Raw genomic sequence first — 25,660 nt, forward strand, 5'->3', positions numbered from 1 at the left:
GCCCGCTGCGCGATATGCCGGGCTGCGACCTTGTCGCCGAGGTCGCGGATGGCCTGCGGGGGCGGCCCGATCCAGATCAGGCCCGCGTCCAGGACCGCCTGGGCGAACTCGGCGTTCTCCGACAAGAACCCGTAGCCGGGGTGGACGGCGTCCGCGCCGGACTCCCGGGCCGCGTTCAGGATCTTGTCGATGACCAGGTAACTGGTGGCCGGGGTGTCACCGCCCAGGGCGAACGCCTCATCCGCCGCGCGGACATGCACAGCATCCCGGTCCGGGTCCGCGTAGACGGCCACGCTCGCGATCCCGGCGTCCCGGCAGGCCCGGGCCACGCGGACAGCGATTTCGCCACGGTTGGCGATGAGCACCTTGCGCACGATGTTCCTACTCCTGACTCGTGTGTTGACTGCGTTCATGACGTACCGAGGCTTCAGGCTGCCTGGAGGGACGCGCGGTACCAGGGCGCGGCATGCTGGAAAGCGGTCTCGAAACCGTCGCGGGGCACCCGGCCCAGGGCGCACCAGAGCGGCGCGCAGTCGAAGAAGTGGTCGGTCGTCAGCATGTCGAGCACCGCGGTCGACCGGGCGTCCCCGGCGAGCATCGCACGGGCCTCGTCCGGCGTGAGGTCACGGTCCGGCCAGGGGGTCCCGGTGCACTCGGCGACGGCGCGCAGGACGCGGTGGGCGGTGACGGGAACCGGGTGCCCGGCGTGGTAGACGGACGCGGTCAGGGCGGAGGCGGGTGCGAGGGCGGTGGCCAGCAGCAGTTCGGCCAGCTCCGACACGGCGATCACCGACATGAGGGCGGGCCAGCCGGCCACGGTGCCGGGCAGCGTGCGCAGGAGGCGGGTCAGGCCCGGGCCCACCCAGCTGTCGCCCTCGCCGTAGACGAGATGGGGCCGCAGCACGATGCCGCCCGCCGAGAGGACGGCGTCCTCGGCGATGGCACGGGTGCGGGAGGTGGGCGAGCCGGGATTGCGGGTGAGCTGCTCGGGCCGGCTGCCGACATAGGTGCCGCGGCCGTACACGGAGGCGGTGCTGAGCTGCACGATGCGGGAGACGCCCGCGCGGCGCGCCTCCGCCATCAGGGCGGTGCTGCCGCGGGCGTTGACGGCCTCGTTGGCCTCGACGCTGCCGCCGATCTGGGCGGCGCAGTGGATGAGCACGTCCACGCCGTCGCACACGCCGCGCAGGCTGGCGGGGTCGGCGAGATCGGCCTGGACGACCCGGACCCCGGAGTGGGAGCCGGACGCGGGGCCGGGGCAGGAGACGGGACGGCGGTACGACATGAGCCGTAGGGCGGCCCGCTGGCGTCCTGCGGCGCGGGCGACATGCCGGCCGACGAAGCCGGACGCGCCGGTGATCAGGATGGTGAGCATGCGCAATTCCCCCGAATGCGATCGGCTCAGTGTGTCAGGCGGTGCGGGCGGTACGGGCGGCGGTGGCCGGGTTGTTCGAGGTACGGGAGCCGACGGTCAGCTCCGCGGTGAAGAGGGTCCGGTCGTGCTGGGTGCCGCGCACGGTGACCCGTACGTCGTCGGTGTCGCCGCACGGCTCGGGGTGGGCCTCGATCCAGCAGGGTGCGTCCAGTTCGGCGTACCGCGCGAACTCGCCGCGCAGGCCGAGCACCAGGGCGTCGGGCCGGCCCGAGGCGGCGTGCGCGGCCTGCCGGGCGGCCTCCAGCAGCACCATGCCGGGGACGTGGTCCACGGGGTGGTCGAAGTAGGTGGGGTGGGCGGTGTCCACCGACAGCTCCCAGCGGTTCCGCTCGCCGGGTGCGGGCTCGGCGAGGACGACGTGCCGGGCGCTGACATGGCCCACGGCGGACGGGGCGAGCGTCGGCGGGGCGGGCCGCGGGGCCGGGGTGTACGCCGCCGCCCGGTCGCCGCGCACCCGCCGGTACACGCCGGGGCTCATGCAGCGGAAGGACGCGCCGGCGGTGGCCAGTTCCCGGCCGTCGCGCAGCACGGTGACGTCGTAGCGCATCCCGCACAGCGAACCGTTTCTGCGGACGATGTCCCGGCAGACGGTGCGCAGTTCGACCTCCGTGGGCACGACCCCGGCGACGAGCAGGTCCGGCGCGGTGGTGCAGGAGATGTCCGCCAGCAGGAACTGGTGCCCGAAGGGGACGCCGAACTCGGCGTGGGCGAGGAGCGAGCCGATCTGCCGGACCGACTCCACCAGGAGCATGGGGTCCTGGTAGCCGTCCTCGCGGGCGAAGAGGGCGTGGCTGCGGGGCCACTGGGCGCGCACCGTGAAGGCCTCGGCCCGGTCGGTGGCCGGGGTCGCGTCCACTTCCCAGCCCGTCAGGAAGACTTCCGACACGGCGGCGCGGTGGACGTACTCACGGGGGACCGTGCTGGTCAGCCCGCGGGCGGGCCTGCCAGGATGCGGATCCGGGTCGGGCAGGGTGGATGTGCTGGATCTCTGGTCGGTGTACGACATGTGCAGCGCTCCTGTCAGTGACCGGGGCAGGGGGCAGCAGGCCGTACGCCGGATTCCCCCCGCAGCCGACTTTCTGCGATCCCAAAGATACAGACAGGTCAGTTCGTTTTTTCAAGTAAATTTTTGATTCGCACATGGACGGCACACTTCCGCTTCCCCGGTTCACCATGTATTGCCCCGGTCTGCCCACGCCCCCAAGCGAAACAGGCAGGCATGTACGGTTGCCGGTCCACCCGACACCCCAAACCCCCCTCGACCGGACACGACCGACGGCCGCCAATAACGCGCCAACTGCCCAGCGCATGGGAGTAATTGTCCATCACCGCAGGCCAAGCGGCACAAGGTCAAACCTTGCAGCGCTACCCACAAGAACCGTTGACAATCAGACAAGTCTGTTTGGTACCGTGATGCTTGTGAGCGTTGACCATCCGGTCATGACGTGACTGTGATGTCCCAGGAGGAGCACATGGATCGGCAGACCGTGGATCTACTCGAGCCGACGACGGAGCGCCGCCAGCCCTACCGCCCGCAGGCCGCCGTCCAGCCGCCGCGGCGCCCGTTCCCCGCGCAGGCTGCCGCCGGCCCCCAGCCCGCGGCCAACGAGGGAGCCCTGCGCGTGCTCGTGGTGGAGAACGACGCCCGAGCCGCCGAGACCCTCCTCAAGGGCCTGGTCCGGCAGGGGCACAGCACCCAGCGCGCGGCCACCGGCGCCGAGGCCCTGCGCGCCCACCAGGACGCCGACCTGGTGCTGCTCGACCTCGACCTGCCCGACCTGGACGGCCTGGAGGTCTGCCGCAGCATCCGGGCGATCAGCGACCTGCCGGTCATCGCCGTCACCGCACGCGACTCGGAACTCGACCGGGTCCTCGGCCTCCAGGCCGGCGCCGACGACTACATGGTCAAGCCGTACGGCTTCCGCGAGCTGCTGGCCCGGATGGAGGCGGTGATGCGCCGCGCCCGGCCGCGCCCCGCCCCGGCGCGGATCATCCACCACGGCGCCCTGCGGATCGACGCGAGCGCACGGGTCGCCACGCTGGACGGCCGGCGGGTGGACCTCACCCGCAAGGAGTTCGACCTGCTGTACCTGCTCGCCTCGCAGCCCGGCAAGGTCGTACCGCGGCGGCAGATCATGGCCCAGGTCTGGGACGACGCATGGTCGCCGCAGGGCCGCACGGTGGACACCCACGTCAGCACGCTGCGCGGCAAGCTCGGCTCCAGCGAGTGGATCACGACCGTACGCGGCGTCGGCTTCCGCCTCGGCCACCCATAATCCCTGGTCGCCCCACCCCTCGGGCAAAGGTGTATTACACAGCCGACCTTTGCCGATACTATACAGACAAGTCTGTTAGATCACGGGTAAGGATGCGGCACCATGGCACAACAGGAACGCGGCAAGCGATCCCGGCGCTCGATCCTGGAGGCCGCCGCCCAGGTGTTCGACGAGCGCGGCTACGACGCGGCGAGCACCAACGAGATCCTGGCCCGGACCAGGCTCACCCGCGGCTCGCTCTATCACCACTTCCCCTCCAAGGAAGCGATCGCCCTGGCTCTGATCGACGCGCACGCCGAGGCCCTGGGCGCGCCGGACCAGCCGATCCGGATCCAGAGCGTCATCGACCTGACCCTCCAGTTCGCCCAGGGCCTCCAGCACGATCCGGTCCTGCGCGCCGCCGTCCGCCTGACGGTGGAGCAGACCTCCCTCTCCTGCCCGCCGGAAACGGCCTACGAGCAGTCCAAGACGGCCATCACCGAGCTGCTGGGCCAGGCCGCGGAGCGCGGGGAGCTGCTCCCGGGCGTCGACGTCCGGGAGGCCGCAGCGACGATCGTCGGCTGCTTCACCGGACTCCAGATCATGTCCCAGGCATACAGCAAGCGACAGGACCTGCCCGAGCGCATCGGCGTCTTCTGGCGCTTCCTGCTGCCGGGCCTGGTCATCCCCGGCCTGATCGGCCGCCTGCGCACGACGCCGCTGCCGGCGGCGGTGCCGGAAATCGCCCTGGAGGCGTGAACCCGGGCGGGCGCCTACGCGCGGCCGGCGCCTAGGGCTGCCGGGGCATTCGTACGACTGCCGGGGCCTCCCACGGCTGCCTGGGGACACTCACACGACTGCCGGGGCCTCCCACAGCTGCCCGGGGACACTCACACGACTGCCCGGGACAGTCCTCTCGTGGGCCGGGACCCATCGGGGGCCCGGGGAAGCCACCCGGGGCCTTGCGGCCCCTCCCCCACCCTCCCCTTTTCTTCCCTCTCTTCCTACTTCACCTGACGGAAGAGGGGGCGCAGGAGCTCCCAGAGGCGCTGCGAGGTCTTGGCGTCCCACCAGCCGACGTCGCTGCGCCCGAGCGATTCCAGCCCCGCGGCGACGACCACGGCGAGATCGGCGAGGTCCGCCGCCGCGAACGCGGCGTCCTGACACCCTTCCTCGACCCGCTGATGGACCAGGGCCAGCATGTCGTCGCGCAGCCGGGGCGGCCCGGCGGACCCGTCCACGGCGAGCTGCATGCCCGCGCGGACGATCGTCTCCGCCCGCAACGCCGCGCCCAGCGCCACGAGATAGCGCTCGGGGGCGTCCTCCGCCGGCCCGTCGAAGGCCTTCTCCGTCAACGCGAGAACCCGGTCACGGGCCGCCTCGTACACGGTGGCCGCGAGCGCCGCTATGGAGGGGAAGTGGTGATACAGCGCCCCCCTGGTCACCCCGGCCCGGCGACAGATGTTCACCAGCCCGGCCTCGGCGAGCGGGCCGTCCGCGATCAGCTCGGCCGTGGCCCGGACGAGAGCCTGACGGGTCTGTTCCGACCGAGTCTGCATCAGGCTGCACCTGCCTTCCCACCAAAGATGTGACCAACATGTGGGCACCGCAGGCCCGAGACCAGCGACACAGTGGAATCATACAACCCAGCCTGTTTTTTGTGACAGCCCGTTGGCAACTTGATGTCGAAGAGGCCGGAAATCTACCGGAACTCGTCTACGGCGCGAGAGGCGCTCTAGTTGAAACCAGACAGACTTGTTCGTTACCCGCCCTTCCACCCTCCCCCCCGACCCACCCGCTACACTGACGGCGGAACAGCGGTCCCCACGGACCGCCGACCACAGCCGCCTTCGTAGCTCAGGGGATAGAGCACCGCTCTCCTAAAGCGGGTGTCGCAGGTTCGAATCCTGCCGGGGGCACAGAGAAACACCAGGTCAGGCGCCCTTCCGTCCAGCGGACGGGAGGGCTTCTGCGCTTGCAGCACACATATGGCACACATGCCGTGCGCGCGGATGGTGGGGAGCTGTGCAGGATGGCCGTCAGGGATGAGCTGGCCCGGCGCCGGTACGAGAAGCTGATCGACCGGCTCGAATCCATGATGCGGGCAGCTCTTAAGCCGCAGTTCCCGGGCTACCACGGTCAGCTGATCCTGAGTGGCGACGATCTTGCGGAGTTGGGCGACCTCAAGGACGTCCGGCATGCCGCTCGGGAAGCGGGACGTCGTCTCGGCTGGAAGACCACCACCCGTCTTGTCGGTGACCGGCTCTTCGTGCTGGACGAGCGGAAGGTACCTGAGGAGATCGAGCGGCTGGCCGGCGACGAGACCGCTGCTGCGATCGACCGAGCCCGGCGGGAGAGCCGGCGACCGCGCGAATGACCTGAGTCGAGGGTGACGCAAGGGGCCGCCCCCCCCCGCCCGGCGCGGCGGGGGGGTGCGCGCCCGCGCCCGCGGGTCCAGAGTGGGGGGTGGGGGGGGGGCGGGGCGCCCCCCCCCGCGGGGGGGGGGGGCGCGGCCCCTTGTGTTGCGGCTCCCCGGCCCGGATCAGACCCACATCACGCTGCATCGTCCTCCAGGGCGGCCACCTCCTCGGCGGCCTTGCGGGCCTTCTTCTCCGCCTTCTCCAGCTTGGCCTTCGCCTTGGCCAGTTGCTTGGAACGGCGCTTGTGCATCTTCTTCGAGACCTCGTCCAGGCGGTCGGGAAAGAGATGGCCATACGTGTCCAACGTCAGGGTCGCGGACTTATGGCCCAGCATCGTCTGTACGACGTTGACGTCCGCGCCGCTTGCGATGGCCAGCGAAGCCGCCGTGTGCCGCAGCTTGTGCGGGGTGACATTAAGGTGCCCCAGCCCGGCCTTCACGACCGCCGACGCGAAGAACCGCTGACGGAAGTTACGGGCCCGCAGCGGTCCGCTCTGCGGGGCGGTGAAGAGCAACTCCTCGTCTGCCCGCCCCTGGACGTGGGGCTTCAGCTCCTCGGCCAGGAACCGCGGGATCGGTACGGACCGGCGCTCGTGGTTCTTGGGGGTGTCGAGGTAGAGCTTGCCGTTGTCCTCGGCGTACGCCTCGATGATGTGGGCCCTGCAGGCGTCGAGGTCGACGCGGCCCACCTTCAGGGCGGACGCCTCGCCCCAGCGCAGGCCGGTGTAGGCCAGCAGCAGGATGAACACCCGGTAGGCACCTGACGCGTTGGCCAGCGCGTCGACCTGCATGTCATCGAGGTACACGTGGTCGGCCGGCGCCGCCTTCGGCAAGGGCACGCCGACAGCCGGGTTGACCGCCAGACGACGAGCCTTGACCGCGTAGCCGAGAACGCGGCTGAGGACGACGTACGCCTTGCGGACCGAGCGGGGGCTGAGCTTCCTGCCGCCGGTCGCCTCGCCGGACAACAGGTCCGCGAGCCACTCGGCGATGTCCTCGAAGTGGATGCGGTCCAGCGGAGTGGTGCCCCATTTGGGGATCACATGGACGTCGAGGACGCCTCGGTATCGAGCCCGGGTGGAGCGCTTGAGGTGGATCTGCGCGGCCAGCCAGGACTCCGCCACCTCGGCAAATTTCACGCGCGCGGCGGCAGGATCACGGTAGGAGCCGTCGTTGAGTCGGGACTCCATCCTCGTCCGCTCGATCTCGGCGTCGACCTTGCGGGCGAAGGTCTTCATCTTCGGCTTGCCGTCGGGGCCGTACCAGCGCACGCGGTAGCGCCCCGGTGGCGTACGACCCGCCCGCTTGGCCTTCGCCACGGCCCCCGCATACGCCACGTGCCCTATGCGGTCCTCAATCCAGACTCGTGCCAACTAGCACCCCCTCCGGTCGTCGCTGGACGCCGAGGGGAGCGGCAGGAGCAGGGTCGTGGGAGGGGTACCGAGCGCGGTGGCTATGGCGACGAGGTCGTCGATGTCGCACCGGCGACGGCCGCGTTCGGTGCGGCTGAGCGCGGTATTGGTCATCGGGCGGCCCAGTGCGGTGCAACGGGCTGCGAGTTGGTGCTGAGTCAGCCCGCGTACGAGGCGTAGGCGCTCGATGGCGCGGACGGTGTGAAGGCCGGCGGGGCCTATTTCTACAGGTCGGGTTGCCATGACAGTTAGCTGTAACTTGCGACCGGATGCTATGGCAAGAGTTGGTTCTTAAACTCTACAAAAGTCATCCCGGGACCGAGTGGCGTTCCTCTCATCGAATTCCGGCACATCACGAGCCGTTTCATCGAGGACGCCGTGCTACCTTCCCATCGCGTCGCAAAGATGGGTGATTTAAGCAGGTATCAGCCGAACTATCCAGCGAGCCCTGCGAGTGGCATCTGGCCGCTCCGAGCTACCTCTGAGCTGCGAGGGTATCGGATTCCGGCACCTCTACCGACCGCTTCGCCGCAAAACATTTTATGTTCTGCGGGAGCGATTTCGGCAACCGGGGATCCAGCCTTACTGTTCTCGTCTCACCGGCCACACCGAGAGAAGCAGTACAGAGTTTCAGAAACAACTCTGGACTTTTCTCCGGATGGTGTGGCTGTGTTGTCCAGGCACGTTGTCCAAGACCGAAAAGGAGCCCTGTGCCGAATACCTCTCTCCGCAGCGCGAACGCCCCTTCCTCCGCCGACGCTGCCCGGCGCGGCCCGTTGGCCACTCCGGCGGAAGTCGCTGCCTATCTCGGGGTGCCGGTGAAGACCCTCTACCAGTGGAAGTACCGGGGAACTGGGGCTGGTGCCCGGGGACCGAGTCCTCTGCTTCACCGACGGAGTGGTCGAGGAACACAAGAGCGGCGGGGAGGAGTTCGGGGAGGACCAGCTGATCGACTGTGTGAACCGGCTGGAGAGGACCGGCCGCGGCATCCGGGCGGTGACGCGCTCGCTGTCCCACACGCTCAAGCGGGCACGGGGCGGACGGACCAGCGACGACGCGACGCTGCTCATGGTGGAGTGGCGCGGCTGACCGCAGACCGAGCGGCTGCTCAAGGACACGGGCTTCGTGGTCCGTTCCACCCGGTGAGGCCGGCAGGGGGCCGCCTCAGCGGGGTGAGTCGACCGGAGCATCCCGAGGGACGGGCTCCGCCGCCCTGTCAGCCGACAGGACCACGCCCGCTCCCGGTGTCGATGAGGATCTGTTCCGCGTCGCTGACGTTGTCCACCCGGACCGCCCGGGCCATCGCGGCACGGGCGGCATCCCGTGCCGCGTCGGGCGGGACGACCAGCAACGAGAAGATGTCCCGGTCACCCCGGGTGATCAGGACCGTGTCGTCACCGACCGGGAAGGAGTCGATGTGCACCACCCGGTCGTCCACGACGATACGCGTCGGCAGACCCTCCCAATCGGCGGCATCCAGCCCCACACGCGACACGGGGCCGACGTGGGCGACGAGGGCACCCAACAGGGCGGGCAGCTCGGCACCGATGTCGCGCGAGCGCGGCCACCACGCGCCGTCGAGGACGCCTCTGCGTGATGCGGTCGCCTCCAGGCCGCAGAAGCGCAGATCCCGGTCGCACGGCCTCGTGGACGCCACTGGGCAGACGCCGGGGAACAGGTGGTGTGTCCGAGCTGGTCATGAGGACCACCCGTCGGTAGGGCCGGTGCGACGACGGGACCCCGCCCCGCACCTCCCACGCTACTCCTGGCGCCACACTCACCGACGTCCGCAGATCGCCCGCCCTCCCGCCCCGCCCCCGACGAAACCGATCCAGCAGGTCACGGCGGAGGCGTACGAGTCCTGGTCCGAGGGGTGGTCAGGGACGGTTCGCCGCTCCGACGTGCCACTTGACGGCGTCGGTGATGAAACGGCGGCTGCTGACCGGGTCCAGGGCCCGGGCCTGGAGATGGGCGTACATCACGTCATAGGGCCGCACGTCGGACGGCTTCTCCAGGTAGAGGTCGCTGGTGAACCGTTCCAGGTAGACCACCGCCCCCGCGGGACCGTCGGCGAACCTCACAAGGGAGAACCGCCCCGACAGGCCCGGATGAGCGCCGCCCGTGAAGGGGAGGACCTGCACGGTGACGTTGGGCTCCGCGCCGAGCGCGTTCAGGTGTTCGAGTTGCTCCCGCATGATGTCGGGAGAGCCGACGGCACGGCGCAGGACCGATTCGTCCAGGACAGCCCGGAAGCGCAACGGGCCCGCCGGGTCGTAGATCCGGTGCTGCTGGCGCAGCCGCACCTTCAGCCGTGCGGCTGCCTGCCGGGCCGTGAGCCGGGGAATCGATTCCTCGATGACCGCATGGGCGTAAGCGGGGGTCTGCAAAAGATCCGGGATCACCAGGGGCTCGAAGGCGTGGACCGAGGCGGCGTCCGTCTCCAGGCCGATGTAGACGCTCTGGGGAATGTCGCCGTAGGCATGCCACCACCCCCGTGTGCCGGATTCCCTCGCCATCTCCATCAACGCGTCGACGGCCTTCTGGTCCGACACCCCGTACAGCGCGCACAGGTCGCGCACGTCACGGGGACTGATTGCGCGGCGGCCGTTCTCCAGGTGACTGATCTTGGGCTGGGAGATCATCAGCCGCTCGGCCACTTCCGTGCTCTTCAGTCCACTGGCCTGGCGAAGCCGACGCAGTTCGGCCCCCAGGCGACGTCTCCTGACGGTGGGATTGATGTGCGCCGCCACGGGCGGGGTACCTCCGGGTTCACGTCATCGTTCTGTTCCGCAGACTGCCACGCGGAAAGCGATGTTGATCACCCGCCATACCATCGCGCCCGGGCACCGGCCAAACCGGATCGTGACGTCGTCATGTGCCGCTTTCACGTGCGTCCGCATGTGCGGGATCACCTCGCGCGGTCCCGGGAGTTCGTCCGCGCAACCAATCGCTATCACCAAATAATCAATAAGTACGTATTCCGCAATATTGCGCCGCACGCCAGAGCTGAACGCTCGAAAACCAGAAACGCACTTCTATTGTCGCGGGCTCAGAAAGATTCCTCCGTAATATGCACCACCAGATCACGGCTCTCCGGGCGTTCGGTTGCAGCCCGGCACGCCACGGCCCCCACAGGAAATGGCCTCTTGATGAAGCTGAAAATCCCTGAGACGGCTCGCCCGCGCTCCCTGCCGGGCTTGCTGGCCTCAGCTCTCGCCGCCACGGTCGCCGCCGCGATGGTCGTCCTGTCGCCCGCCCAGGCAGTCGCCATCGCCACGCCGGTACCGCTGGCCACGGCGGCGAGTTTCTCCGTCCTGGCGGGCGCGGGAGTCACCAACACCGGCCCCACGGTGATCAGTCACGACCTCGGGACGTACCCGAACCCGGCCATCACCGGCTTCCCGCCCGGCGAGGTGCTCGGCGCCGTGCACGCCGCCGACGCCGTGGCGGCTCAGGCCAAGTCCGACCTGGTCACCGCGTACAACAACGCGGCAGGTCAGGCCACGGACTTCGCACTCGCAGCGGGCATCGGGAACGGCACGACGCTGCTTCCGGGCGTCTACACCGCCACCTCGGGTGTCGGCATCACCGGCGATCTGATCCTGGACGCCGGAGGAAACCCGAACTCCGTGTGGGTGTTCCAGATTCCGGAGGCCCTGACGACGGCCTCCTCCAGCCGCGTGCTTCTGACCAACGGCGCCTCGGCGTGCAACGTCTACTGGCAGATCGGGAGTTCGGCCACCCTCGGGACGAACTCCACCTTCGTGGGCACCATCATGGCCCTGACGGACATCCACGTGACCACAGGGACCAACATCGAGGGCCGGGCGCTGGCCCGCAACGGCGCCGTGACGCTCGACACCAACCGGATCTTCCTCAACTCCTGCTCGACCGGAACGACCGGCGGCACGACCACCGGCACCACCAGCGGTACGACGACAGGAACGACGACCGGTACCACGACCGGCACGACGACGGGCACCACGACCGGATCGACGACCGGCACCACCGCCGGTGCGATCGGCGGGGGCCTGGTCAGCGGCGGCCTGGTCAGCGGTGGTCTCCTGGGCGGGCCGATCGTCAACGTGACGGGCGGCGGCACCTCCGGGAACACCGCGGGCAACACCGCCGGCAACAACGTCACCAAGGGGAACACCTCGGGGAACACCGCGGGCAACACGGCCGGGAACACCGCCGGCCAGCACGGCGGCGGCCGGCCCGGCGAACACCACGGCAGGCCCGGCGAACACGGCGGACCGGACGTCGGTGGTGGGTACGAACACCACCGCAAACCAGGCGAGGACCACCAGGGCGCGCCGGGCAAGCCGGACCACGGCCAGGGTGATCGGCCTGGCGACGACAACGGCCACGACTACGGCAACGACTACGGCAACGACTACGGCAACTACGGCTACGGCAACGCGCCCAAGTCCGACGGTCAGGAAGACCACGAGAGCTAGTCGGCGGATCGCGGGTCCGTACCGCGGATGACGGCGTGCGGCGGGACCTCTCGAACCCGCCGCACGCCGCCGCTGCCGCTGCCGGTGGACGAACAGCCTGTGACGCCGGGCGGCGGAACACGAGAAAGCAAGGTGGGCGGTGTCGAGCGGAACTGACGCGGCACGCGTGAAGGAACACCGACGGACCGATGGCGGCTCGCCGCCGGGGGAACGGAGAACGGACGCCGGTCCGCCCGGCGAGCGGGTCCGGGGTGCCAGGGCCCTGAGAGCGGGCCTGCGCGGTGCCGTCCTCGTGTGCCTGGTGACGACCCTGGTGCATCTCGGTGCCGTCTTCCTCCACGTGGCACCTCCCAACCCCGTCTCACAGCGGTACAGCCGGCAGGTCGTCGCGTGGGTGTATCCCCTTTTCGAGCAGAACTGGCAGTTGTTCGCCCCCAACCCCGACTCCGTCAACCGCAGGGTGTGGGCCAGGACCGCGCACAGTGGGCCCGACGGCTCAGCGCGGGTCAGCCCCTGGATCGACCTGACCGCCCTGGACCGTGCCGCCGTCGCACACGACCCGTTTCCCAGCCACACGGCGCAGAACCTCCTGCGCCGTGCCTGGACCTCCTACGTCGACACACACGGCGCGGACGACAGGGCACGCTCTCCCCGGGCCGTGATGATGCAGACGTACCTGAGCAACATCGCCGCGGACCGCGTCGCCGGTCGGCGCGCGGGCACGTTCGAGTTCATCCAGCTCCGGGTCGTCACCTCGCCCGTCGTCGCGCCTGGCACGGCGGCCGGCCGGCGGCCCCCCGAGCCGGTGGAGAACCGGCTCCTGCCCTGGTGGAAGGTGACCCCCCGTGGGAAGTGAGAAGGTCCGCGACCTCCCGGCCGACACGGCCGTACCGGGCGGGTCCGAGGACGGCGCGTGGGCCCGCGTCCACCGTCTGCTCCTCGCCCGGGCCGACGGCATCTGGGACCTCCTCACCGGCCGTCCCGTGTCCCTGTACGCCACATCGGTCCTGCGGATCGGGTACGGGCTGCTCTACCTGGCCTTCCTCCTCCGGGAGTTCCCCCACCGGGACGAGATCTGGGGTCCCGGCTCCCCGTGGACACCCTCACTGGCGGCGCAGCTCTTCGACCAGACGGGCTGGTGGAGCTTCCTGCTCCTGTCGGACAGCCGCGCCTACTTCGAACTCTGCTATGCGCTGGCTCTCCTGACGTCCGTGCTCTTCCTGCTGGGCTGGCGGACCCGGGCCACGTCCGTGCTGTTCGCGGGCGTGGTGGTCTCCTTCCACGCCCGGGCGATCTTCATGACGGACGGCGGCGACAATCTCCTGCTGCTGATGGCCCTCTACCTCACGCTCACCGCGTGCGGTCGGTGCTGGTCACTGGACGCACGCCGCGCGCGGATCAAAGCGGCGCGTACGGACGTCGCCCGCACGCGCCACGTCGTCGCCCAGGACCTGCGTGCGGCCCGGCGGACGCTGGTCACCGTGGTGCACAACTGCGGCGTCCTCGTGATCGCGGCACAGGTCTGCTTCCTGTACGGATCGGCCGGTCTGTACAAGGTCCAGGGCTCGTTCTGGGACGACGGCACCGCCCTGCACTACGTGCTGAACCTGGAGCTCTTCCAGCCGTGGCCCGCGCTCTCCCACGCCATGGACCGGTATCCGCTCGCGATGGCGGTCGCCGGCTACCTGACCGTCCTCACCCAGGTCGCCTTTCCGTTCGTGCTCTTCGGCCGGCTCAAGTACCCGGTCCTGACCGTGCTCCTGGGCATGCACGTCGCCATCGCCGTGGTGCTCGGACTGCCGCTCTTCTCGGGCACGATGATCGTCGCCGACGCGGTGTTCCTTCCCGACCGCTTCTACGCGTTCCTGCCCCACCTCCTGCGGCGCGGTACGCGTCGATGCGACGGGCCGTCGCCGGAGCGGGGAACAGGGCTCGGATCCGTCCCCCAGCAGGGCGGCCACCCGGACGGGCGGGAGGAGTACAGGCCGGTGTCACGCCCGGCGAGCGGTCACGCCGGTCCGCCACCGTCCGGCTCGACGACGGCGCCGTAGAAGCCGCGCGACGCGTGATCGGGGAACGGCCGCCCCCTCGTGAGCGCTTCTCGCCACACGGCCCCTCCGCACCGCGACGGAACGCGGAGTAGTGTGGTCCGTACCGAGGGCATTTCGCACACCGGCTTCCACGCCGGGTCGTTCCCGGCGAACGAAGAAACCCGGGCCGCCGCAGAAGCGGCCCGGAGACGGGTCCGCATCATGTCGGCGACCTTGCTTCCCACCCTGGCGCACGCCGAGCCCGCCGCAGCCCCGGCCGCGCGCCTCGCCCTGAAGACCGACGGCCCCCGGGGACTCCTGGACGGAGCGTGGTGGCCCAGGTCCCGAGACCTGCTGCACGAACTCCCGGCGCTCATGGACGTACTGGATCCCCTCTGGGGCCGCATCACCCGTATCGCCGTCAACCCCGAGCACTGGCCTGCCATCCCGCGCAAGATCCCCGTGGCCGGGCACATCGTCAAGGCCGGCTGGTTCACCCCGGAACTCGACCCCCACAAGCTGCTGCTGCTCTCGTACGGCACCGGCCGCTGGGACCTCCTCGTCATTCCGCCCGAGACCGGGGCGGCGTCGGCGGCCCGGCTGATGGCGGCCGCGTCCGGGCACGACGGGCCGCCGCTGACCGCGAGCGCGCTCATCGCCGCGGACGATGCCCTCGACGACGTCCCGGGCAACGACCGGCCAGGGCGCCCGGACGACATGTGGGAGTACGAGGGCGGCGCCTCGGCGGTACCCGCGGCCGTTCCCGGGCAGGCCGGTCCGCCGGGGGCGGCCAGCCGGCTGATCGTCGGTATGTGAGGTGGCCGCCATGACCGCCTTCCTGACGATCGTCGCCTTCCTGGTCCTCGTCGCGGTGGCGGCGTACGTGATCCACCGGCTCGGGCTCCAGCACGCCGACAGGATCGCGGCGTACCGGTACAGCACCCCCCGGCCCGGTCGCCGTGGTCGTGTCGCGCCCCAGCCGCACCCCGCGCCCTGGGCCGGCGTCCGGACGTCCGACAGGCGACCCGGCAGCCCCGCCCCGGCACCCACCCGGCCCGCGGCGACGCGATCCCGGGGCGTGGACGCAGGCTCCGGAGCACCCGAGGATCCGAGCGACTGAACCGAGGCGTCATGACTCTTCCGCGGCTGAACATCTACCGCCACGACCGGGGGGCGCGGGCCCTGGTCACCCTGGCCGGTGTGATCGACCCCGTCACCGCGCCCCGGGTGCGCGCCGCTCTCGAGCAGTGTCTTCGGGACGGCATCACCCTCATCGACGTCGATCTGACCACTGTCGACCGCTGTGACGACAGCGGCCTGCGCGTCTTCCTCGACGTGTCCGAGCATGCCGCCGAGTCCCAGGCGTTCCTCCTGCTGCACCACCCATCCGCACAGACCGAACGACTGCTCATGGACACGGGCTCCGACGGTCTGCTCTACCCGATGAAGCCGAAAGGGGCGCGCCCTCAGCGGGCCTGACGTCGACAGAAGCACCCCAGGGAACGGGCCACCGGACGGGAGGCGTTGGTGCGCCGGTCAAGCCGTACGCCCGTCTTTCCCCGCGCCGCCCTGTCAGCCGACAGGACCACGCCCGCTCCCGGTGTCGATGAGGATCTGTTCCGCGTCGCTGACGTTGTCCACCCGGACCGCCCGGGCCATCGCGGCACGGGCGGCATCCCGTGCCGCGTCGGGCGGGACGACCAGCAACGAGAAGATGTCCCGGTCACCCCGGGTGATCAGGACCGTGTCGTCACCGACCGGGAAGGAGTCGATGTGCACCACCCGGTCGTCCACGACGATACGCGTCGGCAGACCCTCCCAATCGGCGGCATCCAGCCCCACACGCGACACGGGGCCGACGTGGGCGACGAGGGCACCCAACAGGGCGGGCAGCTCGGCACCGATGTCGCGCGAGCGCGGCCACCACGCGCCGTCGAGGACGCCTCTGCGTGATGCGGTCGCCTCCAGGCCGCAGAAGCGCAGATCCCGGTCGCACGGCCTCGTGGACGCCACTGGGCAGACGCCGGGGAACAGGTGGTGTGTCCGAGCTGGTCATGAGGACCACCCGTCGGTAGGGCCGGTGCGACGACGGGACCCCGCCCCGCACCTCCCACGCTACTCCTGGCGCCACACTCACCGACGTCCGCAGATCGCCCGCCCTCCCGCCCCGCCCCCGACGAAACCGATCCAGCACACATGAAGTCGGGAAGCCCCGTGAACACTGGAGAACTACGGAGTGGTGTTTTCCCAGGCCAGACGCACTCCGACCGACATCTCCGCAGGTCACAGCCCCGCCCAGGGAAAACTCCTAAAGCGGGTGTCGCAGGTTCGAATCCTGCCGGGGGCACCAACAGAAGGGCCAGCTCAGGAGGGGTGTCCTCCCAGGCTGGCCCTTCGCCTTGTTGAGGGTCGTGCCACGGACGTGCCACTACGTGCCCGCGGCCCGTGAGCTGCCGACGAAGACATGTCCGTCGATGTCGGCCGACGGGAGTGGGCGTGAGCGAGATCAGCGTGCCGGAAGGACGGCAGACAGTACGCTGAACCCAGCGGGATCGGGCCCGCGGCCCAGTGTCCGGGAGGTGCTTCATGACGGCCGAAATGGTGGCCCCGGCGTGGATGCATGAGCAGATCACGGCGGAGGAGTACGACTCCTGGTCCGAGGACCAGTGCGCCGGTATCGAGATCGTGGACGGGATGGTCGTCGTGAGTCCGAGTGCGTCCAAGCGGCACAACCGGCTCGCGCGGATGCTGGCGAACGCCCTGGATGCCGCCGCGGGCCCGGAGTGGAACGCCGACACTGACTTCGACGTCCGGCTTCAGGACGTCCCGCTCACCAATCGCCGCCCGGACGTCATCGTGTACCGCGCAGACACGATCGACATCACCCCCACCCGCCCGGAGCACGTGCTGTTGGTCGCGGAGGTGGTGTCACCAGGATCGGAGACCACCGACCGGATCGTGAAGGTCGACCAGTACGCCAAGGCAGGCATCGGCTTCTACTGGCGGATCGAGCAGGCCGCGACAGGTGTTCCTCTCGTGTACACCTACGTCCTCGACCCCGCGACGAAGGCCTACCGGGACGGAGACGTGTTCACCGGCGTCCTCAAGGTAGCGGCCCCCTTCCCGGTGCAGATCGACCTCGGCCAGATCTGACCACTCACTGCTGAAGGAGGCAGGGGATCGGTCCGGGGCTCAGGAGTGGTACGCGCGGGGCGCCGAGCTGGGCAGCCGTACGGGCGGCGAAGACGGGCCTGGCCCGGCCGGCCTACCTGGCGGGCATGAGCATGGTCCGGTACGGCCGCCATGCCGAGGCGGAACGATGGCTGGTGATGGCCTGGGACGAGGGCATCGTCGAGGCGTCGTACCACTTGGGGCGTGCGCTGCGCGGTCTCGGGCGCGAGGCGGAGGCCGTCGAGTGGCTGCGGCGCGCCGTCGAGCGGTATGCGGAGTTCGAGCGTGAACGGTACGGGTTCAACAGGCCCGATCCCCGGCCCGAACTCGCCGAACTGCTGATGAAGTCGGAGCAGGACGAGGAGGCCGCAGACGTCGTGGCGAGGATTCTGGAGGAGTACCCGGGCCACCTGCACGGCAACCGCTACGCCGGCATCCTCGCCCGCCGCAGGGGCGACCTCGAGACGGCCGCGCAACACTTCGAGAAGATCGCCGACAGGGACGGTGACGGAAGCGTCGGGTCGACACTGAGGGAGATCAGAGACCTCCTGGCCCAGGTTTCGCACCCGCACTGAACGCAGGGACGGCGGCTGCCCGGCAGTGCGCCGCAAGACGCCGCGCCGGCCCTCAAGCCCCGGCTGCGCTCCACTCCGCCGGGCAATGGTGGGTTCAGGGGGTGTGCGCCATGGTCGGCCCCGGCGCTGTGCCCCGATCGGTTTCATCCTGCACGAGCAGGGACAGCAGGGAGGCCACGGAGAGGCCGGCTTCTGCCGGATGGCGCAGCACCTTGTCGGACTCGATGCGGTAGGTGTTCGTGCGCCCGTCCCGAGTGTGGGAGAGGTAACCGTCCTGCTCGAGATCGGCGATGATGCGCTGGACGGCGCGCTCCGTGAGCCGGCAGCGGGCGGCGATGTCGCGGATCCGGACGTTCGGGTTGTCGGCGATGGCCGCCAGTACGCGCGCGTGGCTGGTGATGAACGTCCATCCGCTGTGAGGTTCGGGCACTCCAACCATGCCCAGCATTTTAGGGGACCCTCATTGACGAAGCCAGATACATGACATACTTTTCCGGTAACTGACGACGTGCTCCGCGCTGCGCGCAGCGAGAAGGGGCATCGAAGGTGTCCTGGAGGCCGTCATGCCAAAGCTCATGAGTAGCGCCGGTGCCACGCAGGGGGCGGACCAGGTCGGTGGGCCAGGAGCAGCGGCTGCGTTGCAGCAGTACGAATGCGACGGAGCCTGGGTGATCGCCGCTCAGGGCTCCTACGACATCCACTCGGTCCCGCCTCTGGAGGCGGCACTGAACGCCGCTGTCAGGAAGCACGCGAAGGTGGTCCTGGACGCCTCCGGCATCGACTTCGCGGACTCGTCGTTCCTCAACCTGTTGATCCGTGCCCACCAGACGGGCACCGTGCGCGTGGCAGCGCCGCCGAGGCAGCTTCAGCGCCTGTTTGCGATCACCGGAACCGACGCCGTGCTGGAGATACGAGAGACCGTGAACGACGCCACCTGCTCCTGAGCCGGCCTCCGCGCCGCAAAGACCTCCCGAAGTCGTCTCCGAGGGGCCTTTCACCGGTCACGGCACAGGGCTTCCAGCCGTTGGATCGCCTCACGGAAGACGCCTTCGATGGGGCGTCGACTCGCCCGCAGGAGCAGACCGACCAGGGGGCTGGAGTCGATGGCGAGCGTCCAGGTCACGGTCGTTCGGGTGTCCGCGGAGGGCGTCAGTGTCCACAGTTCCACCAGCGCCGAGACGCCGGGCGCGTTCGTTTCCACAGCACAGTAGGCGAAGCGTTTGCCGGGATCCCACACGGTGATCCGTTCGCGCGCCCGGATCACGCGGTACAGGCGGAAGAAGCGAAGGGAGCCCACGCCGTAGGGGGGTGAGCCTTCGAAGTGGACGTCGTCCGCCGGGGCGAACCAGCGGGGCCAGTTCTCCGGCCGTGCGGCGAGCTGCTCGAAGATCACGCCGGCGGAAGCGCGCAGGTCCCGGGTGCAGGTCTGGCGGAAGGGGGCGTGATCGATGAAGCCCGGATCTTCGGGGCGCAGCTGGCGGGTCATGGTGTCCGGGCCCTTTCAGAGGGTAGCCATGCATATGTGAATGTCGTACCATCTGTCCGAAATCTCTGCGAAGGGCATCCTCAGATGGTGCGACTCGTCGCCCCGGACGACCCGCGGGTCGGCGCCGTGACCGCGGCACTGGCCCCGTATGCGTGGCAGGGCTTCACGCCCGAGGCGGTCAGCCGCCGTGTTCTCGGCGCGGTCGAGCCCCATGTGATCGAGGGGGTGGCACGGGTTGCCCGTCAGGATGAGCGGATCGCCGTGCTGAACCGGTTCCTGGCTGGTGTCCGGTGGCAGTCCCTGACTGCGGCCGGACTGAGCCGGCACCTGGTGTCCGTGCTGGATGCCTGGCGGCAGGAGAGCCAGTGGCTGGAGATTCAGTTGCACTGGGGCGCGGAGGGCTCCTGAGCCGCAACGGCCGCTGAAGCCCTCGCGTGCGGTCGGCCTACTGGCGGGCCAGATGCATGCGCAGCTCGCTGTCGGCGTCGGTGATCAGTTCGCCGGACAGGTCGACGGCCACCGTGTGCAGCGTTCCGGTGAACCGGAAGGGCGGCTTGTAGTCGGATGTCACCGGTGAGCCCGGGTTGGCGCCACACGTCATGCCGCCCGGGTTGAACATGATCGGTGTGGTGACCGGGATCTCGGTCTCGCCGACCAGGCGACGGTCGATGTAGAGCTGGGCGCGGCCCGGGACGCCCTTGCCCGCGGGTATGTCGGGCTTTCCGGTCGGTTCGAATTCGAAGCGCAGCTCGTGCCGCCCTTCGGGTACCTCCTCGGTGGAGGTGACGCCGTACATCGCGCGTCGGAGGTAGTTGTGCGCGTAGTGCAGCTTGCGGTCCTTCAGGTAGAAGGTGAAGCCGCCCACGTTGGTTCCCTGGCAGAGGAAGACACCCTCGGCGCCGGCTGCGGGGATCTCCGCGTCGGCGGTGATGGCGAAAGGCCTGTTGAGGACGCGGGGTGCGACCGCGGCGGGCAGTGTCTCGGTGCCCGGCCGGAACGTGTAGCTGGTCCGTTCGGCGAAGATCTGCGGCCGCTCGGTCATCAGTCGCTGCACGCCGCTGGCGTCGATGGGCAGGACGCCGTACTTTCCGGCCTCCACGTACCAGAGGGACACCATCTCCACACGCCTGGCCGGGTTCTCGGCTGCCACGTCGCTGGTCTCGGCGAAGTCCTGGTCGATGTGGTAGAGCTCCCAGCCCTCGTGGTCCAGCTTGGCGAGGGTCTCCGAGTCGATGGGGGTGCCGAAGGGCTTGCCCGCCTCGGTGAAGGAGGGGCCCGGCCAGGGGCAGACCGCCCGCCAGCCGTCGTGGTCGATGGCGCGGTGACCCATCATCTCGAAGTACTGCGTGTGATGGAGCGTCGGTGCGGAGGCGCTGTCGAAGGTGTGGGCGAAGCTCACGCCGTGGAGCGGTGACTGGGGGACGCCCTTGATGGCGGCCGGGGGCTCGATGCCGAGCACGTCGAGCACGGTGGGGACCATGTCGATGATGTGTGCGTACTGGGTACGCACCTCGCCGCGGGCCTTGATGCCCTGGGGCCAGTGCACGAGGAACGGGTCGCTGGCGCCGCCCCGGTAGGTCTCGCGCTTCCACCTGCGGAAGGGGGTGTTGCCGGCCCAGGTCCAGCCCCAGGGGTAGTGGTTGAACGTGTTCGGTCCGCCGATCTCGTCGAGGGACCGGAGGCTGTCCTCGATCGGCTCGGGGGCGTTGTTGAAGAACTGCGACTCGTTCGTCGTCCCGGTGACGCCGCCCTCGGCGCTGGCGCCGTTGTCGGAGACCAGCATGATCAGGGTGTTGTCGAGCTCGCCGGTCTCCTTGAGGAAGTCCAGCAGCCGTCCGATGTGGTGGTCGGTGTGGCTCAGGAATCCGGCGTAGACCTCCATCATGCGGGCGGCGAGACGGCGGGCGTCGGGCGACAGCGAGTCCCACTCCGGCACGTCCGGGTCGTGCCGGGACAGCCGGGCGTCGGGCGGCGCGACCCCCAGCCGCTTCTGCCGCGCGAAGGCAGCCTCGCGGTAGGCGTCCCAGCCGTCGTCGAACTGGCCGCGGTAGCGGTCCGCCCACTCCTTGGGGACGTGGTGCGGCGCGTGCGTCGCACCGGGGCAGAAGTAGAGGAAGAACGGCTTGTCCGGGGCGACCTGCTTGGCGTCGGCGACGAAGGCGATCGCCCTGTCCACCAGGTCGGGGGTCAGGTGGTACCCCTCCTCCGGCGTGGCGGGCGGCTCTGTCTGGTGGTTGTCGTAGACGAGGTCCGGGTACCACTGGCTGCTGTCACCGCCGAGGAAACCGTAGAACCGGTCGAAGCCACGGCCCAGTGGCCACCGGTCGTAGGGGCCGGCCGCGGATTCGAACTCCGAGGGCACCAGGTGCCATTTGCCGATCGCGTAGGTGTTGTATCCCTGCTCCACCAGCATCTCGGAGATGAACCCGTTCTCGAACGGGATACGGCCGTTGTAGCCGGGATATCCGGTGGAGAACTCCGTGACCAGGGCCATGGCGTTGGCGTGGTGGTTCCGCCCGGTGATGATGCAGGAACGCGAGGGAGAGCACAGAGCGGTGGTGTGCATGTTGTTGTACAACAGCCCGTTCGCGGCCAGGGAGTCGATGTTCGGTGTCGCGATGGGGCCGCCGTAGCACCCGAGTTGGCCGTATCCGGTGTCGTCGAGGGTGATGAACAGGACGTTCGGTGTTCCCGGAACGGCCCTGACCGGCTGTGGCCATGCGGGCGTCGATTCGTCGGCCGTGCGGCCGATCACGCCGGGAAAGGCGGCCCCCGGCTTGTACTCTTTCGCCGTCATCTGCCTGTTCCTCCCGGTCGCGGTGACCATTCCCAAAGGGGCTTGAATTCAGGGAGCCGCGCGCCGAGGGCGCCGTATACGCAGATTGAGTCGGCATTCAGCGATTCGGAGCACGTAAAAGGGAGCGGGCACCGTCGCGTTCCTCGACGGGGCTCTTCCGCCCGGCCGGCGCTTTACCACTCTTTCGTCATGCTAGCCAGTGAGCAGCACACCGGCCATCGGAGACCCACCCGTCCAGGCGACAGGACACGCCCGCAGGGCGTGGACCCGGCAGGCTGAGAACGGTCGACAGACACAGGGACGCGCTGAGGGAGGCTGAATGGACCGGGACATTCCGCGTGACGCCACACCGAACACCGGAAGCCGCGCTCGGGACCACCTCGCCAATGAGCGCACGTACCTGGCGTGGCTGCGTACGGGCATCGCTGTGGCGGGCCTCGGCGTGGCCATCGCCAAGTTCGCCCCGCAGAGAGGCGCTCACGCCGTGGCCTCAGCCGCAATCCTCGTCTTCAGCGGCCTGCTGGTCGCCCTTTACGGCACGACGCGCTACCGGTCCGTCGGCAGACAACTGGACTGCGGAGTCTTCGCCCCGACACGGTCGCGCGCGGTCATGGCGATCGCCGCCGTCACCGGTCTGGCCATGCTCGCCGCACTGGTCCTGCTCTGACTTCCTGCCGCCGTTCGCCGCACCCGGCAGCGGTTCTCCGTCACTCTCTCGTCGGACGGTAAGCCGAACATGGCCGATGACCCACGACGCGATTCCAGCGCGAAGCCGAAGCGCAGCCTGCCCGAGCTGGGCCCGACCCTGCGCGCTGTGGCGGCCGCGTCAACGGGCGGAACCCTCGTCGTGTGGTGGCCCGCTTTCACCCTGGGCGCATACAACGCCGTCTTCTTCGATGCCGTACTCGGTCTCTGGGCCGTGGCCACCGCCGTACTTCTTGGGGCGATGGTGCGCAGGCGGGGGTCCCCTGGGCGGCTTGGCTGGCTCTGGCGCTGCCCTCGGTCTGGGCCCTTCTGGCCATCCTGACCCCGGTCACCCACGGCCGGCCCTATGTCCTGGCCTTCCTGCTCGGCAAGTTCCCTTACCCGTGCGGGCATGCCGCCTCGTCAGGCGACGCGGACCAGTGGCGGGCATTCCCAGGTGGCGTCGATCACTTCGGGGCGGGGCCGGTACATGCGAAGGGCCACGAACCAGGTGCCGTCCTTCGCCGAGGGCAGCCAGTTCGCTTGCCTGCCCTCCTCGGGCGGTTCCGTCTGCAGGTAGATGGTCAGTCCGCCGTCCGGGTCCGCACGCAGACCGGGGCTGCGGTCACCCAACGAGTAGCGGTCGGCCGGGTTGGCGATGAGGTTCAGGTCCTCCCCGTAGGCGGACAGGGACCAGAAGGCGTCGACCGGCGGCAGGGCGCCGCTGGGGAAGTGCAGTTCGTACCGGCCCGCGGCAACCAGCTTGTCGCCGTCCGCGTCGTCGAAGTTGAGCAAGTAGACCGCTTCGGCCGGGTCGTTGGCGGCGACGCCGAGCAGCGACTGGTCGGCGGCGCGTTTGAGGAAGTCGTCGCCGAAGCGTCCCATCTGCGGGGGCGGGTAACGCCAGCCGTTGACGACCTGGGCCCAGTCGCCGCTGAGCATCTGCTGTTTGAGCAGGGGAGCGCCGACAGCGGCGGCCCGGACCAGACTTCGTCTGACCACCTCGGGCTGTGCCTCGACATCGAGGCCGGGACCTATGCCGATCTGGGCGAACTGCTCGAGGAGGGGCTGGTGATGGGGCGGTGGGGGGTTCTCGGCCAGCATCGCGTTCAGGGTCTTCCACGGTCCCAGGGGATCCTCCTCCGCCGAGATCGGAGGAAGCACGTCACGGTTCTCGGGGACCTGCGCGTCCGGCCGGCCGTACAGGCTGAGCGGCACGAGCCGGAACTGTTCCTGAAGCGCACGGACGCGTGGCACGTCGTCCGGGCCGTCTACCAGGGTGCGGCCGAGGACCAGCACCCAGGGGCTGGGGGCCTGCTTCAGGCGCCGCACCCCGTCGGGCAGCTTTCCGTCCCAGCCCGGGCCGACGAGGGCGAAGCTGCCCGCCCCGGAACCAGTGGTGCGCTGACCGACGTAGTCGAAGTTGTCGGACGTGATCCCCACCAGCTCGAAGGCGAAGTACCGGTCGCCCATGTCCGGGTGGGAGAGGATGACCGGCTCGTCGCCGAGATGTACCCACGCCTCCGAGTACATCGTGTCGTTGTTGGGACACCCGCCGTCCTGGTAGGTCGCGTCCAGCAGCCTCTCGGCGTGCCAGAAGTGGTTGACGGGCGCGTACGGAACCGTCGACGGGTTCCGCGGCTGCGTCACCCAGTCGTACCGCAGCCGCGCGTTGTACATGTACGGAAACCCGTAGACGAACGCCTGCTCACCGAGTGTGTAGGCGTACTCGCCGCGCCAGTCGTCCATGCGCCCCGTCAGGATCGGCTTCACGGCTTGGCCCAGGGCGGGCACGATCTCGGGCAGACGGCGGGCGCGGTCGATCGTGGACACGGGGTGCAGGACCGCGCGTCCGGCGGCCCGCGCCGCCGTGGCCGCGGCGCCGGCCACCTCCTCGGGGATCCGCCGCCAGACAGGGCTCTGTGATGGTTCGGGCATTTCGGCACCCCTTCGCTCCACCGCATCACGGGCAAGATCTCCGGACTCGGCCGCGCAGCCCCTCCCCCAGCGACCATCCTCCCCCGACTTGCCGGTCGGCGCAGCCGGAGAGGCCTGACCGCGGAGCTCCCTGGAGACGCCGTGGGGATGAACGCGGGCCGCGCCGCGCGCTCATGGACGCCGCCACCGCGGGACTCGCGGGGGTCCGGGCCTCCGGATGCGGTCACCACCACCTGCTGGATACGCTCGCTGAGTGGCCCGGTGGCGATCGCCCGGGCCGTGGCTCGTCAGCCGCCCCCACCACCCGGGGAAACGAAGACTTCCGCAGCGGAACCCTCTGTGTTCACACCTCCACGAGAGGAAGGTTGCGATGAGGTTCTCCCGCACACGTACGGCACAGACCGCCGTGGCAGTGGCGATGGCCATCCCGCTGAGTCTTGGCGGTCTGGCGTCGCAGAGCCACGCACGGGATGCGTCTCCCAGCCCTTCGGGGACCTTCGGTCCCGGCTGTTCGAAGATCGGCCAGAAGGCCAACACGGCCAAGGACAAGGTGATGGAAGCTGCGGCCGCATATCCGCAGCTCAGCCAGCTGGTCTCCGCCGCGGTCAGGGCCGGGCTGAGTAACAGGCTCGACGGGAAGCCGCACATCACGGTCTTCGCTCCCGACCAACAGGCGTTCCAGAAGGTGACCGTGTCGCAGCTCGCCTCGCTGCTCCGCAACGAGGGGCAGCTGAAGAAGGTGCTGACCTATCACGTCGTGGACAAGCAGATCGCCCCGGACGAACTCTCCAAGGGCTCCTTCACGACGGTGGAGGGCAGCAAACTGACCACGTCGGGGTCGGGTACCGACTTCAAGGTCAACGGCACGGCGAAAATCGTCTGCGGCAACATCAAGGCCGCCAACGCCACCATCTACGTCATCGACACGGTCCTCCACCCCCCGTCCTGACCCTTCTCCTCGCCGGGTCTTTGCCCGGCTCAGGGGAACGCTCCTCCGT

26 protein-coding genes, 1 tRNA gene and 4 pseudogenes are annotated in these 25,660 nt (G+C 69.6%); 18 read left to right on the plus strand and 13 right to left on the minus strand.

Translation table 11 applies throughout. The features are described from left to right. The 3 genes from ACFVIU_RS33145 to ACFVIU_RS33155 all read right to left on the minus strand — a co-directional run. Window positions 1–374: biotin carboxylase N-terminal domain-containing protein (locus ACFVIU_RS33145; RefSeq protein ID WP_385847110.1), on the minus strand; the 374-nt coding region annotated here is incomplete at its 3' end. Window positions 375–427: 53 nt separating this feature from the next. After that, window positions 428–1,375, minus strand: coding sequence for an NAD-dependent epimerase/dehydratase family protein (locus tag ACFVIU_RS33150; protein ID WP_385847111.1), 948 nt, complete (start codon window positions 1,373–1,375; stop codon window positions 428–430). 34 nt (window positions 1,376–1,409) lie between these two features. Next, window positions 1,410–2,441, minus strand: a complete 1,032-nt coding sequence (locus tag ACFVIU_RS33155) for a ScbA/BarX family gamma-butyrolactone biosynthesis protein (protein ID WP_385847112.1) — start codon at window positions 2,439–2,441, stop codon at window positions 1,410–1,412. Between the two features lie 466 nt (window positions 2,442–2,907). On the opposite strand from ACFVIU_RS33155, the gene ACFVIU_RS33160 reads away from it, so the two are divergent. Together ACFVIU_RS33160 and ACFVIU_RS33165 are read left to right on the plus strand one after the other, a co-directional pair. Continuing rightward, the gene (locus ACFVIU_RS33160) at window positions 2,908–3,711 is read left to right on the plus strand and encodes a response regulator transcription factor (protein WP_385847114.1); all 804 of its coding nucleotides are present in this window, start codon (window positions 2,908–2,910) and stop codon (window positions 3,709–3,711) included. 102 nt (window positions 3,712–3,813) lie between these two features. Beyond that, window positions 3,814–4,449 carry a ScbR family autoregulator-binding transcription factor gene (locus tag ACFVIU_RS33165; RefSeq protein WP_385847115.1) on the plus strand — a complete coding sequence of 212 codons (636 nt, stop codon included), beginning with the start codon at window positions 3,814–3,816 and terminating at the stop codon, window positions 4,447–4,449. A 245-nt stretch (window positions 4,450–4,694) separates the two neighbouring features. On the opposite strand, the gene ACFVIU_RS33170 is transcribed toward ACFVIU_RS33165, so the two are convergent. After that, a complete protein-coding gene (locus ACFVIU_RS33170) occupies window positions 4,695–5,249 on the minus strand; it encodes a TetR family transcriptional regulator (RefSeq protein ID WP_385847116.1) in 555 nt (184 codons plus the stop codon). Between the two features lie 287 nt (window positions 5,250–5,536). On the opposite strand from ACFVIU_RS33170, the gene ACFVIU_RS33175 reads away from it, so the two are divergent. Both ACFVIU_RS33175 and ACFVIU_RS33180 read left to right on the plus strand, forming a co-directional pair. Next, a tRNA-Arg gene (locus tag ACFVIU_RS33175) sits at window positions 5,537–5,609 on the plus strand. Window positions 5,610–5,722: 113 nt separating this feature from the next. After that, window positions 5,723–6,067: a hypothetical protein gene (locus tag ACFVIU_RS33180; protein ID WP_385847118.1), complete on the plus strand. Its 345-nt coding sequence runs from the start codon at window positions 5,723–5,725 to the stop codon at window positions 6,065–6,067. Window positions 6,068–6,243: 176 nt separating this feature from the next. Here ACFVIU_RS33180 and ACFVIU_RS33185 read toward each other — a convergent pair whose 3' ends face one another. Both ACFVIU_RS33185 and ACFVIU_RS33190 read right to left on the minus strand, forming a co-directional pair. After that, window positions 6,244–7,428 (minus strand): tyrosine-type recombinase/integrase, encoded by a 1,185-nt coding sequence (locus ACFVIU_RS33185; protein WP_385847119.1) that lies wholly within the window; start codon window positions 7,426–7,428, stop codon window positions 6,244–6,246. A gap of 54 nt (window positions 7,429–7,482) precedes the next feature. Beyond that, the gene (locus tag ACFVIU_RS33190) at window positions 7,483–7,764 is read right to left on the minus strand and encodes a helix-turn-helix domain-containing protein (protein ID WP_385847120.1); all 282 of its coding nucleotides are present in this window, start codon (window positions 7,762–7,764) and stop codon (window positions 7,483–7,485) included. 467 nt (window positions 7,765–8,231) lie between these two features. Between ACFVIU_RS33190 and ACFVIU_RS33195 the strand changes: the two are divergent. Continuing rightward, window positions 8,232–8,378 (plus strand): annotated as a pseudogene (locus ACFVIU_RS33195) (DNA-binding protein); the annotation flags it as partial. Further along, window positions 8,371–8,610: pseudogene (locus tag ACFVIU_RS33200) on the plus strand (SpoIIE family protein phosphatase); the annotation flags it as partial. The pseudogenes ACFVIU_RS33195 and ACFVIU_RS33200, both read left to right, overlap by 8 nt. Window positions 8,611–8,737: 127 nt before the next feature. On the opposite strand, the pseudogene ACFVIU_RS33205 reads toward ACFVIU_RS33200, so the two are convergent. Both ACFVIU_RS33205 and ACFVIU_RS33210 read right to left on the minus strand, forming a co-directional pair. Then, a pseudogene (locus ACFVIU_RS33205) lies at window positions 8,738–9,221 on the minus strand (DUF5994 family protein). 177 nt (window positions 9,222–9,398) lie between these two features. Next, window positions 9,399–10,271 carry a helix-turn-helix domain-containing protein gene (locus ACFVIU_RS33210; protein WP_385847121.1) on the minus strand — a complete coding sequence of 291 codons (873 nt, stop codon included), beginning with the start codon at window positions 10,269–10,271 and terminating at the stop codon, window positions 9,399–9,401. A gap of 399 nt (window positions 10,272–10,670) precedes the next feature. Here ACFVIU_RS33210 and ACFVIU_RS33215 point away from each other — a divergent pair, with 399 nt between their 5' ends. The 6 genes from ACFVIU_RS33215 to ACFVIU_RS33240 all read left to right on the plus strand — a co-directional run bounded on the left by ACFVIU_RS33215 (window position 10,671) and on the right by ACFVIU_RS33240 (window position 15,490). Then, window positions 10,671–11,981, plus strand: a complete 1,311-nt coding sequence (locus ACFVIU_RS33215) for an ice-binding family protein (protein WP_385847123.1) — start codon at window positions 10,671–10,673, stop codon at window positions 11,979–11,981. Window positions 11,982–12,120: 139 nt separating this feature from the next. Continuing rightward, window positions 12,121–12,837, plus strand: a complete 717-nt coding sequence (locus ACFVIU_RS33220) for a DUF5819 family protein (RefSeq protein ID WP_385847124.1) — start codon at window positions 12,121–12,123, stop codon at window positions 12,835–12,837. A 76-nt stretch (window positions 12,838–12,913) separates the two neighbouring features. Continuing rightward, window positions 12,914–14,032: an HTTM domain-containing protein gene (locus tag ACFVIU_RS33225; RefSeq protein WP_385847199.1), complete on the plus strand. Its 1,119-nt coding sequence runs from the start codon at window positions 12,914–12,916 to the stop codon at window positions 14,030–14,032. Window positions 14,033–14,125: 93 nt separating this feature from the next. Then, complete coding sequence (locus ACFVIU_RS33230; protein WP_385847125.1) at window positions 14,126–14,827, plus strand: DUF5994 family protein; 702 nt, start codon at window positions 14,126–14,128, stop codon at window positions 14,825–14,827. Window positions 14,828–14,837: 10 nt separating this feature from the next. Then, window positions 14,838–15,131 carry a hypothetical protein gene (locus tag ACFVIU_RS33235; RefSeq protein WP_385847127.1) on the plus strand — a complete coding sequence of 98 codons (294 nt, stop codon included), beginning with the start codon at window positions 14,838–14,840 and terminating at the stop codon, window positions 15,129–15,131. A gap of 11 nt (window positions 15,132–15,142) precedes the next feature. Continuing rightward, the gene (locus ACFVIU_RS33240; RefSeq protein ID WP_385847128.1) at window positions 15,143–15,490 is read left to right on the plus strand and encodes an STAS domain-containing protein; all 348 of its coding nucleotides are present in this window, start codon (window positions 15,143–15,145) and stop codon (window positions 15,488–15,490) included. Window positions 15,491–15,583: 93 nt separating this feature from the next. Here ACFVIU_RS33240 and ACFVIU_RS33245 read toward each other — a convergent pair. After that, window positions 15,584–16,067, minus strand: a pseudogene (locus tag ACFVIU_RS33245) (DUF5994 family protein). 530 nt (window positions 16,068–16,597) lie between these two features. Between ACFVIU_RS33245 and ACFVIU_RS33250 the strand changes: the two are divergent. Further along, on the plus strand, window positions 16,598–17,164 hold the full coding sequence (locus tag ACFVIU_RS33250; RefSeq protein WP_385847130.1) for a Uma2 family endonuclease: 567 nt from the start codon (window positions 16,598–16,600) through the stop codon (window positions 17,162–17,164). 125 nt (window positions 17,165–17,289) lie between these two features. Beyond that, window positions 17,290–17,757 carry a tetratricopeptide repeat protein gene (locus tag ACFVIU_RS33255; protein WP_385847131.1) on the plus strand — a complete coding sequence of 156 codons (468 nt, stop codon included), beginning with the start codon at window positions 17,290–17,292 and terminating at the stop codon, window positions 17,755–17,757. 94 nt (window positions 17,758–17,851) lie between these two features. Here the strand turns inward: ACFVIU_RS33255 and ACFVIU_RS33260 are convergent, their stop codons facing one another. Beyond that, window positions 17,852–18,196, minus strand: a complete 345-nt coding sequence (locus ACFVIU_RS33260; protein ID WP_385847133.1) for a helix-turn-helix transcriptional regulator — start codon at window positions 18,194–18,196, stop codon at window positions 17,852–17,854. Window positions 18,197–18,395: 199 nt separating this feature from the next. Between ACFVIU_RS33260 and ACFVIU_RS33265 the strand changes: the two genes are divergently transcribed. Continuing rightward, the gene (locus ACFVIU_RS33265) at window positions 18,396–18,701 is read left to right on the plus strand and encodes an STAS domain-containing protein (protein ID WP_385847134.1); all 306 of its coding nucleotides are present in this window, start codon (window positions 18,396–18,398) and stop codon (window positions 18,699–18,701) included. 50 nt (window positions 18,702–18,751) lie between these two features. On the opposite strand, the gene ACFVIU_RS33270 is transcribed toward ACFVIU_RS33265, so the two are convergent. Next, window positions 18,752–19,243 (minus strand): SRPBCC family protein, encoded by a 492-nt coding sequence (locus ACFVIU_RS33270; protein ID WP_385847135.1) that lies wholly within the window; start codon window positions 19,241–19,243, stop codon window positions 18,752–18,754. Window positions 19,244–19,327: 84 nt separating this feature from the next. Between ACFVIU_RS33270 and ACFVIU_RS33275 the strand changes: the two genes are divergently transcribed. Continuing rightward, a complete protein-coding gene (locus ACFVIU_RS33275; RefSeq protein ID WP_385847136.1) occupies window positions 19,328–19,651 on the plus strand; it encodes a hypothetical protein in 324 nt (107 codons plus the stop codon). 37 nt (window positions 19,652–19,688) lie between these two features. Here ACFVIU_RS33275 and ACFVIU_RS33280 read toward each other — a convergent pair whose 3' ends face one another. Then, window positions 19,689–22,040: an arylsulfatase gene (locus ACFVIU_RS33280; RefSeq protein WP_385847137.1), complete on the minus strand. Its 2,352-nt coding sequence runs from the start codon at window positions 22,038–22,040 to the stop codon at window positions 19,689–19,691. 319 nt (window positions 22,041–22,359) lie between these two features. On the opposite strand from ACFVIU_RS33280, the gene ACFVIU_RS33285 reads away from it, so the two are divergent. After that, window positions 22,360–22,707 (plus strand): YidH family protein, encoded by a 348-nt coding sequence (locus tag ACFVIU_RS33285; protein WP_385847138.1) that lies wholly within the window; start codon window positions 22,360–22,362, stop codon window positions 22,705–22,707. Between the two features lie 440 nt (window positions 22,708–23,147). On the opposite strand, the gene ACFVIU_RS33290 is transcribed toward ACFVIU_RS33285, so the two are convergent. Then, window positions 23,148–24,662 (minus strand): DUF1254 domain-containing protein, encoded by a 1,515-nt coding sequence (locus tag ACFVIU_RS33290; RefSeq protein WP_385847139.1) that lies wholly within the window; start codon window positions 24,660–24,662, stop codon window positions 23,148–23,150. Between the two features lie 553 nt (window positions 24,663–25,215). Here ACFVIU_RS33290 and ACFVIU_RS33295 point away from each other — a divergent pair. Further along, window positions 25,216–25,611, plus strand: a complete 396-nt coding sequence (locus ACFVIU_RS33295) for a fasciclin domain-containing protein (protein ID WP_385847140.1) — start codon at window positions 25,216–25,218, stop codon at window positions 25,609–25,611. Window positions 25,612–25,660: the final 49 nt, after the last annotated feature.

It is taken from the genome of Streptomyces sp. NPDC127190, assembly GCF_042672505.1.
GTDB lineage: Bacteria > Actinomycetota > Actinomycetes > Streptomycetales > Streptomycetaceae > Streptomyces.

Coding starts and splice junctions, on each gene's coding strand:
- ACFVIU_RS33150 (WP_385847111.1), bottom strand. CDS start 1,375: ATGCTCACCATCCTGATCACCGGCGCGTCCGGCTTCGTCGGCCGGCAT.
- ACFVIU_RS33155 (WP_385847112.1), bottom strand. CDS start 2,441: ATGTCGTACACCGACCAGAGATCCAGCACATCCACCCTGCCCGACCCG.
- ACFVIU_RS33160 (WP_385847114.1), top strand. CDS start 2,908: ATGGATCGGCAGACCGTGGATCTACTCGAGCCGACGACGGAGCGCCGC.
- ACFVIU_RS33165 (WP_385847115.1), top strand. CDS start 3,814: ATGGCACAACAGGAACGCGGCAAGCGATCCCGGCGCTCGATCCTGGAG.
- ACFVIU_RS33170 (WP_385847116.1), bottom strand. CDS start 5,249: ATGCAGACTCGGTCGGAACAGACCCGTCAGGCTCTCGTCCGGGCCACG.
- ACFVIU_RS33180 (WP_385847118.1), top strand. CDS start 5,723: ATGGCCGTCAGGGATGAGCTGGCCCGGCGCCGGTACGAGAAGCTGATC.
- ACFVIU_RS33190 (WP_385847120.1), bottom strand. CDS start 7,764: ATGGCAACCCGACCTGTAGAAATAGGCCCCGCCGGCCTTCACACCGTC.
- ACFVIU_RS33215 (WP_385847123.1), top strand. CDS start 10,671: ATGAAGCTGAAAATCCCTGAGACGGCTCGCCCGCGCTCCCTGCCGGGC.
- ACFVIU_RS33235 (WP_385847127.1), top strand. CDS start 14,838: ATGACCGCCTTCCTGACGATCGTCGCCTTCCTGGTCCTCGTCGCGGTG.
- ACFVIU_RS33240 (WP_385847128.1), top strand. CDS start 15,143: ATGACTCTTCCGCGGCTGAACATCTACCGCCACGACCGGGGGGCGCGG.
- ACFVIU_RS33250 (WP_385847130.1), top strand. CDS start 16,598: ATGACGGCCGAAATGGTGGCCCCGGCGTGGATGCATGAGCAGATCACG.
- ACFVIU_RS33255 (WP_385847131.1), top strand. CDS start 17,290: ATGAGCATGGTCCGGTACGGCCGCCATGCCGAGGCGGAACGATGGCTG.
- ACFVIU_RS33260 (WP_385847133.1), bottom strand. CDS start 18,196: ATGGTTGGAGTGCCCGAACCTCACAGCGGATGGACGTTCATCACCAGC.
- ACFVIU_RS33270 (WP_385847135.1), bottom strand. CDS start 19,243: ATGACCCGCCAGCTGCGCCCCGAAGATCCGGGCTTCATCGATCACGCC.
- ACFVIU_RS33275 (WP_385847136.1), top strand. CDS start 19,328: ATGGTGCGACTCGTCGCCCCGGACGACCCGCGGGTCGGCGCCGTGACC.
- ACFVIU_RS33280 (WP_385847137.1), bottom strand. CDS start 22,040: ATGACGGCGAAAGAGTACAAGCCGGGGGCCGCCTTTCCCGGCGTGATC.
- ACFVIU_RS33285 (WP_385847138.1), top strand. CDS start 22,360: ATGGACCGGGACATTCCGCGTGACGCCACACCGAACACCGGAAGCCGC.
- ACFVIU_RS33290 (WP_385847139.1), bottom strand. CDS start 24,662: ATGCCCGAACCATCACAGAGCCCTGTCTGGCGGCGGATCCCCGAGGAG.
- ACFVIU_RS33295 (WP_385847140.1), top strand. CDS start 25,216: ATGGAAGCTGCGGCCGCATATCCGCAGCTCAGCCAGCTGGTCTCCGCC.